Source organism: Gammaproteobacteria bacterium (assembly GCA_035501935.1).
Taxonomy (GTDB): Bacteria; Pseudomonadota; Gammaproteobacteria; order JAJPIJ01; family JAJPIJ01; genus JAJPIJ01.
This window is the reverse complement of record DATJVC010000005.1, coordinates 1-15,668: the sequence shown is the minus strand read 5'-3', so window position 1 is coordinate 15,668 and position 15,668 is coordinate 1. Positions and strand designations below refer to the sequence as shown.

Genomic DNA, 15,668 nt, shown 5'->3' with positions numbered 1-15,668 from the left:
GTCTCTCAATCCGGGATTTCAATTCTCAAATATCAGGTAGCCGCCGTTATATAACCGGCAGAGCAATTCCGCAAATGCCCTGTCCTTGAGATGCGGTTTCAACTCGATGTGGCCGAGTTCGCGCCGGCCGCTCAGCAGCGGCGCGGCAAACCGCGGCGAGGCTGGCATTGGAAAAATCTGCCCGTTCACGAATAACAGCGCACCGCCGCGGCGATTGATGTGGGCAAAACGGACTCCTTGCTGGCGTTGTAGCATGCCCACGCTGGCATAGCGTTTGAGAAAAGCCACCGGCGTCAATTTGCGTCGTGGGATGAGTGGCGGTGGCCACAGGCCGGGTTCGGTGATGTAGCTGCCAAACCACCGTTCGATCTGCTCCTGATCAAAACGCGATGCGCTGATCATATGTTGGATCTGACGCAGACTGCGCGGCGTGATTTCACCGGGATCGCGTTGCAATGCAAGGTCCGGATCGGTGTAGTACAGCGTATCGGAGGCCTGCTCGGTCAGATATTCATAAAACCGGCTGAGCAGTTCACGTTGGTTCGGGCTGCGGAAGCCGATGGAATAGGTCATGCACTCATCCAGCGCCACGCCGTGATGCGCCACGCCCGGCGGGAGGTAGAGCATGTCGCCGGGTGAGAGTACCCATTCTTTTCCGGGCTTGAAGCGCGACAGAATGCGCAGATCCAGATCAGGAATTAAATCCTGCGCGCTGTGTTGCCGTGCCCCGATTTGCCAGCGGCGATGACCGTGGGCCTGGAGGAGAAACACATCATAGCTGTCCACATGCGGCCCGACGCTGCCGTGCCGGGGCGCCATGCTTATCATCAAATCATCAATCCGCCAGCTTGGGATGAAACTGAAGTGCTGCAGCAGATCAGCGGCCTCAGGGATGGACTTGTCCACGTCCTGCACCAGTAGCGACCAGTGCGTGCGCGGCAGCCGGCGGAATTCCGCCGGTTTGAAGGGGCCGGTTCGCAACTGCCAGGGATGGTCGCCGCCCTTTTCCAGCACAAGGCGCGATTGTACGTCTCCCCGACCGGCAAGTTGCATCAGATCTTTGGGACTGAGGAAGCCTTGGAAATCCGGCAGCGCCTGCCGGATGAGCAGTGGTTTTTTCTGCCAGTGACGTTGCAGAAACCGGCGGACGTTCATGCCGCCGAGCAATGAGGGCGGATCCGGCAGGAGTCCGGCGAACGAGCGCTTACTCTTTGGCAAGTGCGGCGGCTTGCGCGGCGGCATTGCCGGTGTACGTGGCGGGGGTGAGTTTCTTCAGCCGGCTTCTTTCCCGCGCCGGCAGGGACAGGCGATCAATAAATGCGTGCAGGACAGCGCGGTCCATACGCCGGCCGCGTGTGAGCTTTTTCAATTGTTCGTAGGGATCGGGCAGGCCGTGCCGTCGCATGACGGTCTGGATGGGTTCCGCCAGCACCTCCCATGCCGCGTCCAGATCCGCGCGCAAGGCGGCGCGATTCACCGCCAGCCTGGAGAGGCCGTGCAGGCAGGCCTGATAGGCGACGAGGCCGTAACCCAGCGCGCAGCCGATATTACGCTGAACGGTCGAGTCGGTAAGGTCGCGCTGCCAGCGGGAGATGGGCAGCTTCGCGCTCAAGTGTTCCAGCAGGGCGTTGGCCAGGCCCAGATTGCCCTCGGCATTTTCGAAATCGATGGGGTTGACCTTGTGCGGCATGGTCGAGGAGCCCACCTCGCGGCCGACGGCCTTCTGCGTGAAATAATTCAGAGATATATAGCCCCACAAATCACGGCAGAGATCGATCAGAATGGAGTTGAAGCGCGCCAGAACAGCAAAGTATTCGGCCATGTAATCATGCGGTTCGATCTGCGTGGTGCAGGGATTCCATGTGATGCCCAGGCTCTCGACCATTCCCTTTGCCAGCTTGGGCCAGTCCACCTCAGGACAGGTGGTGAGATGCGCATTGAAATTACCGACCGCGCCGTTGATTTTGCCGAGTATTTCCTGCGCCGCGAACTGCCGGCGTTGCCGGCGGAGGCGGTGCACGAACACGCCCAATTCCTTGCCCAGCGTGGTGGGCGAGGCCGGCTGGCCGTGCGTGCGCGCCAGCATCGGCTCCTTGGCGGTGTTCAGCGCCAGCTTGCGCAGCGCATTGATCAGCTTGTCCATCGCGGGCAGCAGCACCTCCGCGCGCGTCTCTTTCAGCAGCAGCGCATAGGCGAGGTTGTTGATGTCCTCCGAGGTGCAGGCGAAATGAATGAATTCGAGCATCTGCTTGATCTCGGCATTCCCGGCGGCCTTCTCCTTGAGGAAATACTCCACCGCCTTGACGTCGTGGTTCGTGCGCGCCTCGATGGCCTTCACGCGCTCCGCGCCGGCCAGATTGAAACCAGAGGCAATCGCGTCCAGACGCGCCGAGGCCGCGCGGCTGAGTTCGGGGATTTCCTTGATCTTCTGCTCTCCGGCCAGCGCCTTGAGCCAGGCGATCTCGATCTGCACACGCCGGCGAATCAGGCCGTACTCGCTGAAATAATCGCGCAGCACCGCAGTTTTGCCGGCATAGCGGCCGTCAAGCGGTGACAGGGCGGTTAACGATGACAGCACGTTTTTATTTGGTTTTGGCGCCACAATATAATCATAACACCGCCGCCAAACTGACGCAGTTTGACAGGCCATTACTGGAGGATTAGGTTCAAATCATGCTGGCCAGGTTCCTCAGACGCCCGCGGGTGGGCCCCGCGTTTCTGCTCGAGGATTTCGAGCCGGCCTACCTGCAGCTGCGCCGTTCAGGCGTGCTGGCGGCGCGCATGACGGCGGGATTGCGCGAATTGGAGGATTGCTGTGCCTGCCCGCGCGACTGCCATGTCAACCGGCTTGAAAACCAGATGCGTGTCTGCAATACCGGCCGTTACGCCCGGGTCGCGGGCGTCTTTCCCCATTTCGGTGAGGAGGATTGCCTGCGCGGCTGGAATGGCTCCGGCACCATATTTTTCGCCCTGTGCAATCTGCGCTGCGTGTTCTGCCAGAACTGGGACATCAGCCAGCAGAAAATCGGCGGCGAATATCCAGCTCAACGGATCGCCGATGTCATGATCGCGCTACAAAAACGCGGCTGCCACAATATCAATTTCGTCACGCCCGAACACGTCGTGCCACAGGTTGTCGAAGCCATCGCCGCTGCCGTGCCGAAAGGACTGAACCTGCCCATCGTTTACAACACCAGTGCCTACGACTCGGTCGAGTCGCTGAAGCTGCTGGACGGCATCGTGGACATCTACATGCCGGACTTCAAGTTCTGGAATTACGAAAGCAGCCGCCGTTACGCCAAGGCCAAGGATTATCCCGAACGGGCGCGCGAGGCCATTGCGGAAATGCACCGCCAGGCCGGGCCGCTCAAATTCGGCCCGGACGGGCTGGCGCGTCGCGGCGTGCTGGTGCGGCACTTGGTCATGCCGGGGCAGACCGATGAAGTCGCCGCGATCTGCCGGTGGCTGGCACAGGAAATCTCGCCGGATACCTACCTCAACCTCATGGGTCAGTACCGCCCGGAGTTTCAGGTGGGTGCGGCAGGTAAAAGCGGCTCGCCGCAATATTCAGAGATCAACCGCCGGCCGACCCCGGGCGAGATGCAAGCCGCCCATGCCGCCGCGCGCGCCGCCGGCCTGTGGCGCTTTGATCAGCGTTCGCATTAATCGAGACTTTCCGACGAATAACCCCCTGCGCATTAAGTGCGGGTTGCGTTCAGCGCACTGCCTCGATGCTCCACAGCGTTTCACGCGGCAACGGGAACGAGCGTTGATGCTGGATCTCGATGCGCACCTGGCCGTCGAGGCGGCGCGGGATGCCCAGGCGCAAGATACCGGTGGGCGTGATCCATTCCGACACACGGATCAGCCGTTGTGAATTGACGTCGTCGACAAAAGAGGGGGTGAAATCGCCGTCCTCGAAGTTGTTGGCGGGGTTGCCGTAATGCTGGATCAGCGCCTTGCGCACGTGTTCGAAGGTCTGCGCGAGGCTGTCGACGTTCCCCACGGTGTCGAGATCGATGATCAGCGCCGAGCCGGTCAGCTGCACGCCGTCGTGCATCAGTACCAGCCGTTGGCGCTGTTCTATCTCGCGCAGCAGCGGGTATTCGTAGACGATGTAGTTGGCCTGCGGAGACCCACCGGAAATACCCGCGCTGGTGAGCGCCTGTGTTGCATCGGCCAGGGTTACGCCCGGTGCCAGTGAACGGAGATCGGCGGAGATGGGACCGGCGGGTGCCGCGCCGCCGATCGCCTCATAACCACGCGCGGCGAGATTGGCCGGGCGATCGAAGCTGTAGGTCCAGAAAATGCCGGTGCGCCAGGCATCGGTGAAACGTCCGGGATTGGGATTGCGATCGAATAGGTTGAAATCGACACCGAAGGTGTTCTGACGCAGGGTGTAGCGGTAGTCGAACGCCACAGTCTGGGTGTCGATGTCCGTCGCGCCAACAAAATGCCGATCCTGCGTCAGGAAACCGTAATTGAAGCCGACCGCATGCGGGCCCCGGTTCATGCGCAGCGCCAGTGTGGGGCTCCAGTCATCGGCTTTGGGCGGGCCGTTCCTGAGATTGCGGTACATGATTCCGGGCGTGATGGTGCCGTCGAAACCGGCGAGTACGAAAGTGTGATCAGCACTCACCTGATACTGACCGGTCCATAAGTCCGCATTCGTCGGAGTATGGTCGTCAATGTCCTGGAGAAAAACCGCCAGCCGCCCGTACCAGTCGCCGGGCAGCGGCTTGCTCAGGTTGATGGTGGAGTTGACGACGCGTTGATCGATGGTGTTGTTGTCGTTGTCCAGAGTCTGCACGTAGAAATCCATACTGCCGGTAACGCCGTTCAGCGTGCCGCGGAACATCGGTCCGGAGAGATTGAAGCCCACGGTGTGGGTATCGAGGGAATTTTTCGTCTGAAATGCGTCTTCGAAGGCCTGGATGCGGCCGCTCAGGCGCAGGCCCGAGTCAAAACGCCAGCCCGCGTGAAACTCCACCGATCGGCGATCGGGGGTGATGACCCCGCCGCGCGGCTGAAAGTCCCGCGTGTAGTATTCCACCCGCGCGCGGTAGTCGAGGGGAAGATGCAGGTCCTGGCCGCGGATTTCACCAAAAAAGCCGTTGCCGTTGCGATCCTGGCCGTTGTTGACGCCGGCAACGCCATCGTCGTCGCCCCACATGTAAGCGGCCTCACCCTCCACGGTGACACGCTGGGCCGTGCCGAGGAATTCCTGCTCGCCGGCAAGGCTGGTGGTGTACTGGTCCCGGACGAGGGTGCCAAGAACTGCGTTGCCGGAGCGGTGACTCGCCACGAAATTGAGCGCGTAGGAGCTTCCATGCCCGTTGTCCATCAGCCATGAGGCGCCGTTGACGGCGTCCTCGTGGGGCGTGAAATTTTTCCATGACTGGATGGGCGTGCCGCTCGTGAGGACTATGGAATGCTGCCAGCCGGCGGAGTCGGCATGCGGCTGCAGTTCAATCTGCAACCCTTTGAGCGAACGCTGCAGCGTGAGGAAACTGTAGTAGGAGAAGTAATCACCGAGTTCCGCGCGATAGGGCAGGTCGCCATCGCCCTTTTCGTGCACCAGACTCATGCGTTCCGGCACGACACCTCGATCATGCGAGCGGTAATCCGAGGCGTTGAATACGCCGTAGAGCTGCAGACGCCAGGTATCATAGGGCGTTTCGTTATTCAGGAAGTTCAGGCCGTATTCGTCGTAGTACTGGCCGCCGTCGAACGGGTAAGGACTCGCGCTCTTGTCGCCGTTATTATCGTAGGATTCCAGCCGCAACGTATTGGAGCCGTTGATGTCCCAGCCGGGGAATGGCACCTGATCATCGGCGCTGGCGAATGCCGTGTACAAGGCTCCCGCGGCGACCGCGCAGCGAAGCATGACATCGCGATCAGCGCGTCGGCGGATCATGGCGGGGGCGCGGTCTGGGTTATCTTGAGGATGTATTCATTGACGCCGGGGCGGCGCTGGAATCCATTCTGGGGGTCGTTGAATTCGAGCTGGGTGCGGACCGTGGCGGAGACAATGCTCACCAGTTTGCCATCTTCACCGTCGTAGTATTGCTGGAGGGTCTGCACGCCCTGTACCGACTGCAGCCGCAGGGTCGCATCGCGCGTCGCCAGCCTGTTCACGGCATCGGTCAACCTGCTGCTGTCATAAAACTCCGTCCCCAGCATGTCCCCGAGCTGTGCCGTATTCCAGGCCGAGATGACCTTTTCCACCAGCGGTGCCACCTGTTCGCGCGAGAGAGGATGCATCTGCGATACGGGCCGCGCATTGGCGGGCAATGTCGCAATGTTGGTGGTCGGAGAGGCGATCTGGCGCAGCTGGCGGAACTGGCGCGCCTCCACTCCGCAGATCGAATGCAAAGAGATCGCGAGTGCCAGGGCGCAGTGAGCAAGCAACGTTCGCGTTTTCATCGGCGGCCTACGGGTGCATGGGTTCGGTGCAGTTAATCGCCGGATTGGCGGTTCTGAAGCAGAACAGGCTGAACGTTGTTGAACTGCTGCCATCCTTGATATCACAGGTATGGCCCGGGGCGGCGAGAATGGTGAGATTGGTGCTGTTCGAGCGGGCATCGGCGCCGTTCACGGTGAACATGACCGAGGCATTCGCCCCCAAGGGACTGGCGGTGACCGATCCGCCTGACACGGTGAGATCGGTTGAAAAAATTCCACAGCCGCCGCTGCCAAAATAAGTGCCACTGGTCACCAGGAAGGTGCCGCCACCACTTGTGCCGGTAGTGGTCTGCGTACGCTCTTCGATCTGCTGATTGGCCTCCCTGGCGGTCGGATCCTGCGGGTCGAATGGATTGTTCCCCGTGATGTGATAGACCTGCTGGACCTGCACATCAAGCACACCGCATTTCTCGGCGATGCATTCGCGCAGGGCGCGCATTGCGTCGTCGGCCAGCTTGCGCTGGGTATCCGCACCACGCTGGTTGTAGTCCAGATCCTTCTGCAACTGCTCCTGCTTTTGCTTCAGTTCCTGGAGTTTTTTCTGGTCAGCGGCGAGTTCATCGCGTACCTTGCCGGCATCGCGGCGATCGCGCCAGCGCTCCTCGATGACATTGCCATTGGCATCCTTGACGGTGACCTTCACGCGACCGTCCGGCTGGGTCCACGCCTCGGTGGTGTTCCCGGTCTCGGGGTCGTAGGCCGAGCCGCCGGCCCCGGACTTGCCGATGGCTTCAATCTCCTTCTGTTCACGGGCGATCTTGTCGAGGACCTTTTGCTGCTCCCCGCCGTTGTCGGCGATCTGACCACGAATGCGCTGGACCTCCTGATCATATTTCGCGGCTTCCTGCTGATGCTTGATTGCCAGATCCAGGAAGGGCCGGCATTCAGGGCAGGGATTCTGCTCCGACCATTGCGGACGGGGCGGCGGTGGAGGCGGCGGCGCTGGTGGGGGTGGCGGCGGAGTCACGCCTCCTCCACCCGTGGTTGTACCACCGCCGGTAGTCGTGCCGCCGCCCGTGCCCGTCGTTACCCCGCCGGCAGTGACGCTTCCGCCGGTCGGCTTCGCGGTCGTGTGGGTGGGTTCGGCGCAGCTGTCGCAATCCGCGCGCAGACTGATGTGCGGCGTGCCCACTATCAGCGTCATGCCGCTGTTATCATCCGTGGGTTTTACCGAGACCCTGCCGGTGACATATACGAACCAGCTTTTGATGTGCACGGTGATATTGTGCCCGTACGTCAAGCCTCCAAAGGTGTAGGGCTGGCAGCCGCAACCACCGCTCAGCAGCACGTGATAACTGCCCGTCGCCTTGTCCCAGACCGCCTCGATCGCTTGTGTACAGGCGCCGCGCGTGAAGGAGTTCTCATATTTTTCCGGCGGTTTGCCGCGGATGTATTCGCTCAGGAGATCCTTGAACTTGTCCTTGGCGAAATCGATCCCCTGATCCTTCGCCCAATCCGCAACCTCGCCAGCCAGGCCGGCACTGCCGAAGGAGAAGAGGTTTTTCAACGTGTCCAGGATGGCACGTCCAAAAGCGGTTATCGGACCCTGATGGGCGGCGTCAAAGGCGTCCTGCCAGGCCATGTCATAGGCCGCCGCTTCACAGGGGCTGCGGCGTATTCCCTTCATGCCATCGATACTGTTGAACACTGACTGCAATATCTGGTACATCTCCGGGGTAATTTCGCCGCCCGCGACTACGTCCTTGAATTTGTCAAACGCAGCATCAACGGCCGCATCGGTCGCCTTTTCCTTGCCCTTTTCGATGATAGTGTCCTTGAGGGACGGCGCTTCCGCCTTCAATTCGGCTTGGGCGGGCAATGACGTGGCCAGCAGCAGGCCGGTACCGATCAGCGTATACAGCGCGCAGCGGCGCACAAGCGCGCATACCCCGCGCAGTGGCGACGAAGTTTCAGAGGCCGGCGGCAGAACGCGCGCCAGCGGGCTCTCGGCGATCGAAGATAGGAAATACATAGATGCATTGTCCGCCGGGACGAAAGTCCCGGCGCCCCCCCCATGCAATGGATCCCCCCGGATCCCTATGTAAGTCGTTTTTTGAAAACGATGCGAAACTTATTTGAATGCAGCATGGCACCGAAATTTACGGTTGTCCATGCACAGAATCGCGGAATTTCCGGGCGCCATGGGTCATCTGCGCATGCGCCAGGTGTATAGTGTCGCAAGCACCATCCTGAATTCCGTTGGTTATATGACTTTTCTAATCATTATCTTCACTTCACAATGCGGGATAACGGACAACGAGGAACTCGTACCACGGCCATGCAATCGTTGACGCTGACCCGGCCGGACGACTGGCACGTGCATTTGCGTGACGGCCCCTACATGGCCAGCGTGGTGCAGGACACGGCACGGCAGTTCGCACGCGCCATTGTCATGCCGAACCTTAGGCCGCCGGTGACGACAGTGGCACGGGCCCGCGCCTATCGCGACCGCATTCTCGCGGCATTGCCCAAAGGCGCCGCCTTTGCACCGTTGATGACTCTGTATCTCACCGACAATACGCCGCCAACGGAGATCAAGGTTGCCGCCGCGAGTGGCTTCGTGAACGCGGTGAAATATTATCCGGCGGGTGCGACCACGAATTCCGATGAAGGGGTGACCGCGATAGCCAAAGTCCTGCCGGTACTGGAAGAGATGCAGCGCGCCGGCCTGCCGTTGCTGGTCCATGGCGAGGTGACGGATACCCATGTCGATATTTTCGACCGTGAAAAGGTTTTCATCGAGCATGTCCTGCAACCGATCACGCGCAATTTTCCCGCGCTCAAAGTGGTCTTTGAGCACATCACCACGAAGGACGCCGCGAATTTTGTGATGGGCGCGCCAGCCAGTGTCGGTGCCACGATCACGGTGCATCACCTGCTTTTAAACCGTAACGCCATGCTTGCCGGGGGCGTCCAGCCGCATCACTACTGCCTGCCGGTGCTGAAACGGGAGTCGCACCGCGAGGCGTTGGTGCGCGCGGCCGTCAGCGGCAATCCGAAGTTTTTTCTCGGTACCGACAGCGCGCCGCATGCGCGTCACGCCAAGGAGTCCGCCTGCGGTTGCGCCGGCATCTATACTGCCCATGCCGCCATCGAGCTGTATGCCGAGGTGTTTGAACAAGCCGGCGCGCTCGACAGGCTGGAATCATTCGCCAGCTTCTCTGGCGCCGATTTCTACGGTCTGCCGCGCAATAAGAATAAAATCATCCTCAAGCGCGAAACCTGGCGTGTGCCGGAATCGCTGCCTTTTGGCGAACATACGCTGGTGCCGTTTCGCGCCGGCGGGGAATGTACATGGAAACTGCAGAAGACCTGATTGAACCCATTGAGCCCGCCAGCCCCCGCACGCCTGTGGCGCGGCGGTTTCGCGGTTTTCTGCCGGTGGTTGTGGATGTCGAGACTGCGGGCTTCGATCCGATCAAAAATGCCCTGCTTGAAATCGCCGCGGTGCTGCTGCGGATCAATGGCGAGGGCCGTTGGGAACGCGGCGAGACGCTGCATTCGCATGTGCTGCCTTTTGAGGGGGCCAGACTCGATCCGGAGGCGCTGAAATTCAACGGCATCGACCCGTATCATCCATTCCGCATGGCGCTGCCGGAGAAGGAGGCGCTGGAGAAAATTTTCAAACCGGTGCGGCAGGAGATCGAAAAGCAGGGTTGCAGCCGCGCCATACTGGTGGGCCACAACGCCTTCTTCGATCTGGCCTTCGTGAAGGCGGCGGCGGAGCGCTGCAAAATCAAGCGCAGCCCGTTTCATTCCTTCACCACGCTGGACACCGCCTCACTCGCGGGGCTCGCTTTCGGCCAGACCGTGCTGGCACGGGCCGTCAAGGTGGCCGGCCTGGAATGGAACTCGGGGAAGGCGCATTCGGCAATCTACGACGCCGAACTGACCGCCGATCTTTTCTGCATCATCATCAATCGCTGGGATGTCTTGACGAGTGAATTGAAGACATGATGATTTACCGAGCGTCGTGCAATTTATCACGCCAGAGATGCGCGGCGGCGCTGACGGCGGGTACGTCAAGAGTGAGAAGTTTGCGCTGCTTCAACAACTGCCGGCCGGCAACCCAGACATCGGTGACCTGGTCGCGGGCGGCGGCGTAGACAATCTGCGAGATCGGATCGTGTACAGGCTGTGTCTCCACCGGACTTAGATCCACCGCAATTACGTCCGCCGCTTTACCACAAACGAGCGAACCGGTCAGGTCATCCATGCCGAGGGCCCGGGCCCCGTTAAGCGTGGCCATGCGCAGGGCCTGCGCCGCCGGCACGGCGGTGGCGTCATTCGCCACGGCCTTGGCGAGCAGGGCGGCGGTGCGCATCTCGCCGAACATGTCGAGGTCGTTGTTGCTGGCGGCGCCGTCGGTGCCGAGTGCGACATTGACGCCGGCCTTGAGCAATGCGGCGACGGGACAGAAGCCGCTGGCGAGCTTGAGGTTGGATTCCGGGCAATGGATGACGTGCGCGCCCTGGGCTGCGAGCAGGGCAATCTCGTGCGGCTCCAGTTGCGTCATGTGCACGGCCAGCAATTGCGGCGTGATCAACCCCAGCCGCTCCAGACGTTTCAACGGCCGCTCGCCGGTCTTTGCCAGCGCCTCGCGAACTTCGCCCGCGGTCTCGTGCACGTGAATGCTGATCGGCACATTCAATTCGCCGGTCAGCGTGGCGATGCGCCGGAAGGCGTCATCGGAGACGGTATAAGGCGCGTGCGGCGCAAAGCCAGTGTGGATGAGGGCGTGGTCGCGGCATTCATCATGCAGCGCCAGGCCCTTTTTGAAATACTCATCGACATGCGCGGCGTAGGCGGAGGGGAAGTCGATGACGATCATGCCCAGGATGGCGCGTATGCCCGCCGCCGCCGCCACGCGCGCGGTCTCTTCCGGGAAAAAGTACATGTCGTTGAAGCAGGTGACGCCGCCGCGCAGCATCTCGGCGATGGCGAGCTGGCTGCCGTCGCACACGAATTCCGGGCCCACCCATTTTGCCTCGGCTGGCCAGATGTGGTTTTGCAGCCAGTCCATGAGGGCCCGATCGTCGGCATAGCCGCGCAGCAGGTTCATAGCGGCGTGTGTATGGGCGTTGATGAAGCCGGGGAGCAGGGCATGTCCCGCCAGGCGGACGGTTTCGCGCGCTTGGTAACGCTGCACGGCTTCTTGGGCGGGCAGCAGCGCGATGATGCGGCCTTGATCGACGGCCAGCGCGTGGTGCTCGAGCACGGCGCCCTCCGGTTCGACCGGAATGACCCAGCGCGCGGTCAACAGCAGGTCGATGGAGTTGGACGGCATGAGCAGGTATTGTACATGGCGTGCCGGTTTGCGGAGAGATGAACGTGGAGCAGCCTGCGGCTGGGCGGGAATCTTTTCATGCGGTGGAATGGCGGGACGGCGGCCTTCGCTTGCTGGATCAGCGCCGGTTGCCGCAGCGCGAAGAATATCTCACCATGAATACCGCACCCGAAGTGGCGCGGGCCATCCATGGCATGGTGGTGCGCGGGGCGCCGGCCATCGGCATCGCGGCGGCCTATGCCGTGGTCCTGGCCGCGCGAACGGCTTATCAAGGTGCCGGAGACAATTGGCGCGATGCCATCGAAGCAGATTTAACGCGGCTCGCCGCCTCGCGGCCCACGGCCGTCAATCTGCGCTGGGCCATTACACGCATGCGAGGCCGGTTCGATGCCATCAATGGGTCACCGGAGGCGGCGCTGCTGGCCGAAGCCCAGGCTATCCACGACGAGGATCGCGCCGCCAATCTCAAGATGGGCAAACTGGGCGCCGACTGGTTGCCGCCCAAAGCCACGGTGCTCACGCATTGCAACGCCGGGGCGCTGGCGACCGGCGGTTACGGCACCGCGCTCGGGGTCATCCGCGCCGCCCATGCCCGCGGATCGCTCAAGGCGGTCTATGTGGACGAAACGCGGCCGTGGCTGCAGGGCGCGCGCCTGACGGCGTGGGAATTGTCGCGGGACGGGATGGCGGTGACGGTGCTGGCCGACGCAGCGGCCGCGCATCTGATGGCGACCCATGGCGTGGATTGCGTGATCGTCGGTGCCGACCGCATCGCCGCCAACGGCGATACCGCCAACAAGATCGGCACCTACATGCTGGCGCTCTCGGCGCGCGCGCACGGCGTGAAATTCATGGTGGTGGCGCCGTCCTCGACCTTCGATCTGACGGTCTTGAGCGGACGCGACATTCCGGTCGAGGTACGCGACGCGGCGGAGGTGCTGAGCCATGCCGGCATGCCCGTGGCGGCGGCCGGCGCGGGGGCGTGGAACCCGGTGTTTGACGTGACGCCGGCGGCGCTCATCGATGTGATCGTGACGGAAAAAGGCCTCATTGAACGTCCCGATGCCGCGCGCGTGGCGCAGGTGATCCAAGGCTGAAAAATCACGCAAATTTTCAGTGCACTGCGGGTCCGTGCATGGTAGAATTTAACACTTGAAAAAGCGCCGTGGAAACACCGGCGCATTTTGTTTAAAAGCCTTTTAAAATCATGTTGTTAAACTATCTTACCGCTTTCCAGGATGAACCTCTTGAAAAGGCGGGTTGAAAGACGCCCGCATGACTGAATTCGCCAGGCAATTATTGCCGGTAAATATCGAAGACGAGATGCGGCAGTCCTACATGGACTACGCCATGAGCGTCATCGTCGGCCGGGCGCTTCCCGACGTGCGCGACGGACTGAAACCGGTCCATCGCCGCGTGCTCTTTTCCATGCACGAACTCGGAAACGACTGGAACAAACCCTACAAGAAATCGGCGCGCGTCGTCGGCGACGTCATCGGCAAGTATCACCCGCACGGCGACACGGCGGTGTACGACACCATCGTGCGCATGGCGCAGGATTTCTCGCTGCGCTACCTGCTGGTGGACGGGCAGGGCAATTTCGGCTCGGTGGACGGCGACAATCCCGCCGCCATGCGCTACACCGAAGTGCGCATGGCGCGCATCGCCCATGAACTGCTCGCCGATCTCGACAAGGAGACTGTCAATTTCGTGCCGAACTACGACGGTGCGGAGCAGGAGCCCACCATCCTGCCGGCGAAATTTCCGAACCTGCTCGTCAATGGTTCCTCCGGCATCGCGGTCGGCATGGCCACCAACATCCCGCCGCACAATCTGCGTGAAATCATCAATGCCTGCATCACGCTGATTGACAAACCCGAGGTCAGCATCGAGGAGCTGATGCGGCTTGTGCCCGGGCCGGATTTCCCCACCGCCGGCATCATCAGCGGCGTGGCGGGCATTCGCGAGGCCTACCGCACCGGCCGCGGCCGCATCTTCGTGCGGGCCCGCACCGTCTTCGAGACCTACGGCAGCGACGATGACAAGCAGCGCATCGTGGTCACCGAACTGCCGTACATGGTGAACAAGGCGCGCCTGCTCGAACGCATCGCCGAACTGGTCAAGGAAAAGAAAATTGAGGGCATCCGCGAACTGCGCGATGAGTCCGACAAGGACGGCATGCGCATGGTCATCGAGCTGAAACGTGGCGAAGTGGCCGAGGTGGTGCTCAACAATCTCTACAAGCACACGCAGATGCAGGAAGTGTATGGCATCAACTGCGTGGCACTGTCCGGCGGACAGCCGAAGCTGCTCAATCTGAAGCAGATGATTGAGGCGTTCGTAAGTCACCGTCGCGAGGTAGTGACCCGCCGCACCGTTTACGATTTGCGCAAGGCCCGCGAACGCGCCCACAAGCTGGAGGGTTTGGCCATCGCGCTGGCCAACATCGATCCGGTCATCGCGCTGATCAAGGCCAGCCCGAATCCGGCACAGGCCAAACAAGGACTGATTGCGCGGGTATGGCCGCCGGGCATGGTCGTGCAGATGCTGCAGCGCGCCGGCGCCGATGCCTCGCGGCCCGAGGGCCTGGCGCCGGAACTGGGCCTGTCCACCGAAGGTTACCGGCTGTCGGAAGTGCAGGCCCAGGAGATCCTGGACCTCAAGCTGCACCGGTTGACCGGCCTGGAGCAGGACAAGATTTTAAAGGAGTACGAGGAAGTGCTCGCCGCTATTGCCGACCTCCGCGACATCCTCGGCCGTCCGGAGCGACTGATGCAGGTGATCCGCGATGAATTGAACGACATGCGCGAGAAGTACGGCGACGATCGCCGCACCGAGATCATCGACGATCATCAGGATTTGAACGAGGAGGACCTGATTGCGCCGGAGGAGGTGGTGGTGACGCTGTCGCATGCCGGCTATGCCAAATCGCAGCCGGTGGACGTGTACCGCTCGCAACGCCGCGGCGGCAAGGGGCGCATCGCCGCCACCACGCGCGAGGAGGACTTCGTCGAGAAACTCTTTGTCGCCAATACCCATGACATGGTGCTGTGTTTCTCCAGTCGCGGCAAGATTTACTGGATCAAGGTGTGGCAGTTGCCGCAGGCGGGTCCGACTGCGCGCGGCAAGCCGCTGGTGAATCTGTTGCCGCTGTCCGAAGGCGAGCGCATCACGGCGCTCCTGCCGATCAAGGAATTCGCCGAGGATCGCTACGTGTTCATGGCGACCAAACAGGGCAACGTGAAGAAGACGGCGCTCTCGGAATATTCACGGCCGCGGCCGTCGGGGATCATCGCCGTCGACCTGCCGGATGACGACGCCCTGGTGGGCGTCGCGCTGACGGACGGCAGGCAGGACATCATGCTGTTCAACAACGCCGGCAAGGCCATCCGCTTCAGCGAGGATGACGTGCGGCCGATGGGCCGCAACGCCCGCGGCGTGCGTGGCATGCGTCTGGGCGAAGGGCAGAGGGTGATCTCGCTCATCATCGCCGAGCCCTACAGCACCATACTGACCACGACACAGAAGGGTTATGGCAAGCGCAGCCCGGTGGAGGACTACCCGGTGCACGGTCGCGGCGGCCAGGGCGTCATTTCCATCCAGACCACGGAGCGCAACGGCGAGGTGGTGGCCGCGGTTTTCGTCACCGACGAGGATGAGGTGATGCTGATCAGCGATTCCGGTACGCTGGTGCGCACCCCGGCGGGTGGCATTTCGGTGATGGGCCGCAACACCCAGGGCGTGCGCCTCATCAATCTGGCCGACGGCGAAAAATTGGTGGGTGTTGAGCGCATCGCGGAGCGCATAGCGGAAAACGGCAACGGCAACGGCAACGGCAACGGCAACGGCAACGGCAACGGCAACGGCAACGGCAACGGCAACGGCAACGGCAACGGCGAGGACCCCGTGTCGAACG

The 15,668-nt window shown here is 61.8% G+C and carries 11 protein-coding genes; 5 read left to right on the top strand and 6 right to left on the bottom strand.

Features of this window, described 5'->3' with window-relative positions; all coding sequences use genetic code 11:
• Nucleotides 1–18: 18 nt before the first annotated feature.
• Both VMH34_00980 and purB read right to left on the bottom strand, forming a co-directional pair.
• The gene (locus tag VMH34_00980; GenBank protein HTT07358.1) at nt 19–1,218 is read right to left on the bottom strand and encodes a cupin domain-containing protein; all 1,200 of its coding nucleotides are present in this window, start codon (nt 1,216–1,218) and stop codon (nt 19–21) included.
• A complete protein-coding gene (purB, locus tag VMH34_00975; protein HTT07357.1) occupies nt 1,205–2,578 on the bottom strand; it encodes an adenylosuccinate lyase in 1,374 nt (457 codons plus the stop codon). The genes VMH34_00980 and purB overlap by 14 nt, the downstream gene beginning before the upstream one ends.
• A gap of 95 nt (nt 2,579–2,673) precedes the next feature.
• On the opposite strand from purB, the gene VMH34_00970 reads away from it, so the two are divergent.
• A complete protein-coding gene (locus tag VMH34_00970; protein HTT07356.1) occupies nt 2,674–3,666 on the top strand; it encodes a radical SAM protein in 993 nt (330 codons plus the stop codon).
• Between the two features lie 49 nt (nt 3,667–3,715).
• Here VMH34_00970 and VMH34_00965 read toward each other — a convergent pair whose 3' ends face one another.
• The 3 genes from VMH34_00965 to VMH34_00955 are packed head-to-tail and all read right to left on the bottom strand — an operon-like array spanning nt 3,716 to nt 8,437.
• Complete coding sequence (locus tag VMH34_00965) at nt 3,716–5,917, bottom strand: hypothetical protein (GenBank protein HTT07355.1); 2,202 nt, start codon at nt 5,915–5,917, stop codon at nt 3,716–3,718.
• The gene (locus tag VMH34_00960) at nt 5,914–6,426 is read right to left on the bottom strand and encodes a hypothetical protein (GenBank protein HTT07354.1); all 513 of its coding nucleotides are present in this window, start codon (nt 6,424–6,426) and stop codon (nt 5,914–5,916) included. Before VMH34_00960 ends, VMH34_00965 begins: the two co-directional genes overlap by 4 nt.
• Nucleotides 6,427–6,433: 7 nt before the next feature.
• A complete protein-coding gene (locus VMH34_00955) occupies nt 6,434–8,437 on the bottom strand; it encodes a hypothetical protein (protein HTT07353.1) in 2,004 nt (667 codons plus the stop codon).
• Between the two features lie 306 nt (nt 8,438–8,743).
• On the opposite strand from VMH34_00955, the gene pyrC reads away from it, so the two are divergent.
• Nucleotides 8,744–9,781: a dihydroorotase gene (gene pyrC, locus VMH34_00950; protein ID HTT07352.1), complete on the top strand. Its 1,038-nt coding sequence runs from the start codon at nt 8,744–8,746 to the stop codon at nt 9,779–9,781.
• Nucleotides 9,760–10,422 (top strand): ribonuclease T, encoded by a 663-nt coding sequence (rnt, locus tag VMH34_00945; GenBank protein HTT07351.1) that lies wholly within the window; start codon nt 9,760–9,762, stop codon nt 10,420–10,422. The genes pyrC and rnt overlap by 22 nt, the downstream gene beginning before the upstream one ends.
• Nucleotides 10,423–10,426: 4 nt before the next feature.
• On the opposite strand, the gene VMH34_00940 is transcribed toward rnt, so the two are convergent.
• On the bottom strand, nt 10,427–11,752 hold the full coding sequence (locus VMH34_00940) for a TRZ/ATZ family hydrolase (protein HTT07350.1): 1,326 nt from the start codon (nt 11,750–11,752) through the stop codon (nt 10,427–10,429).
• A 44-nt stretch (nt 11,753–11,796) separates the two neighbouring features.
• On the opposite strand from VMH34_00940, the gene mtnA reads away from it, so the two are divergent.
• Nucleotides 11,797–12,849, top strand: a complete 1,053-nt coding sequence (gene mtnA / locus VMH34_00935) for an S-methyl-5-thioribose-1-phosphate isomerase (protein ID HTT07349.1) — start codon at nt 11,797–11,799, stop codon at nt 12,847–12,849.
• 178 nt (nt 12,850–13,027) lie between these two features.
• A partial coding sequence (gene gyrA, locus VMH34_00930) for a DNA gyrase subunit A (GenBank protein HTT07348.1) occupies nt 13,028–15,668 on the top strand: 2,641 nt, incomplete at its 3' end.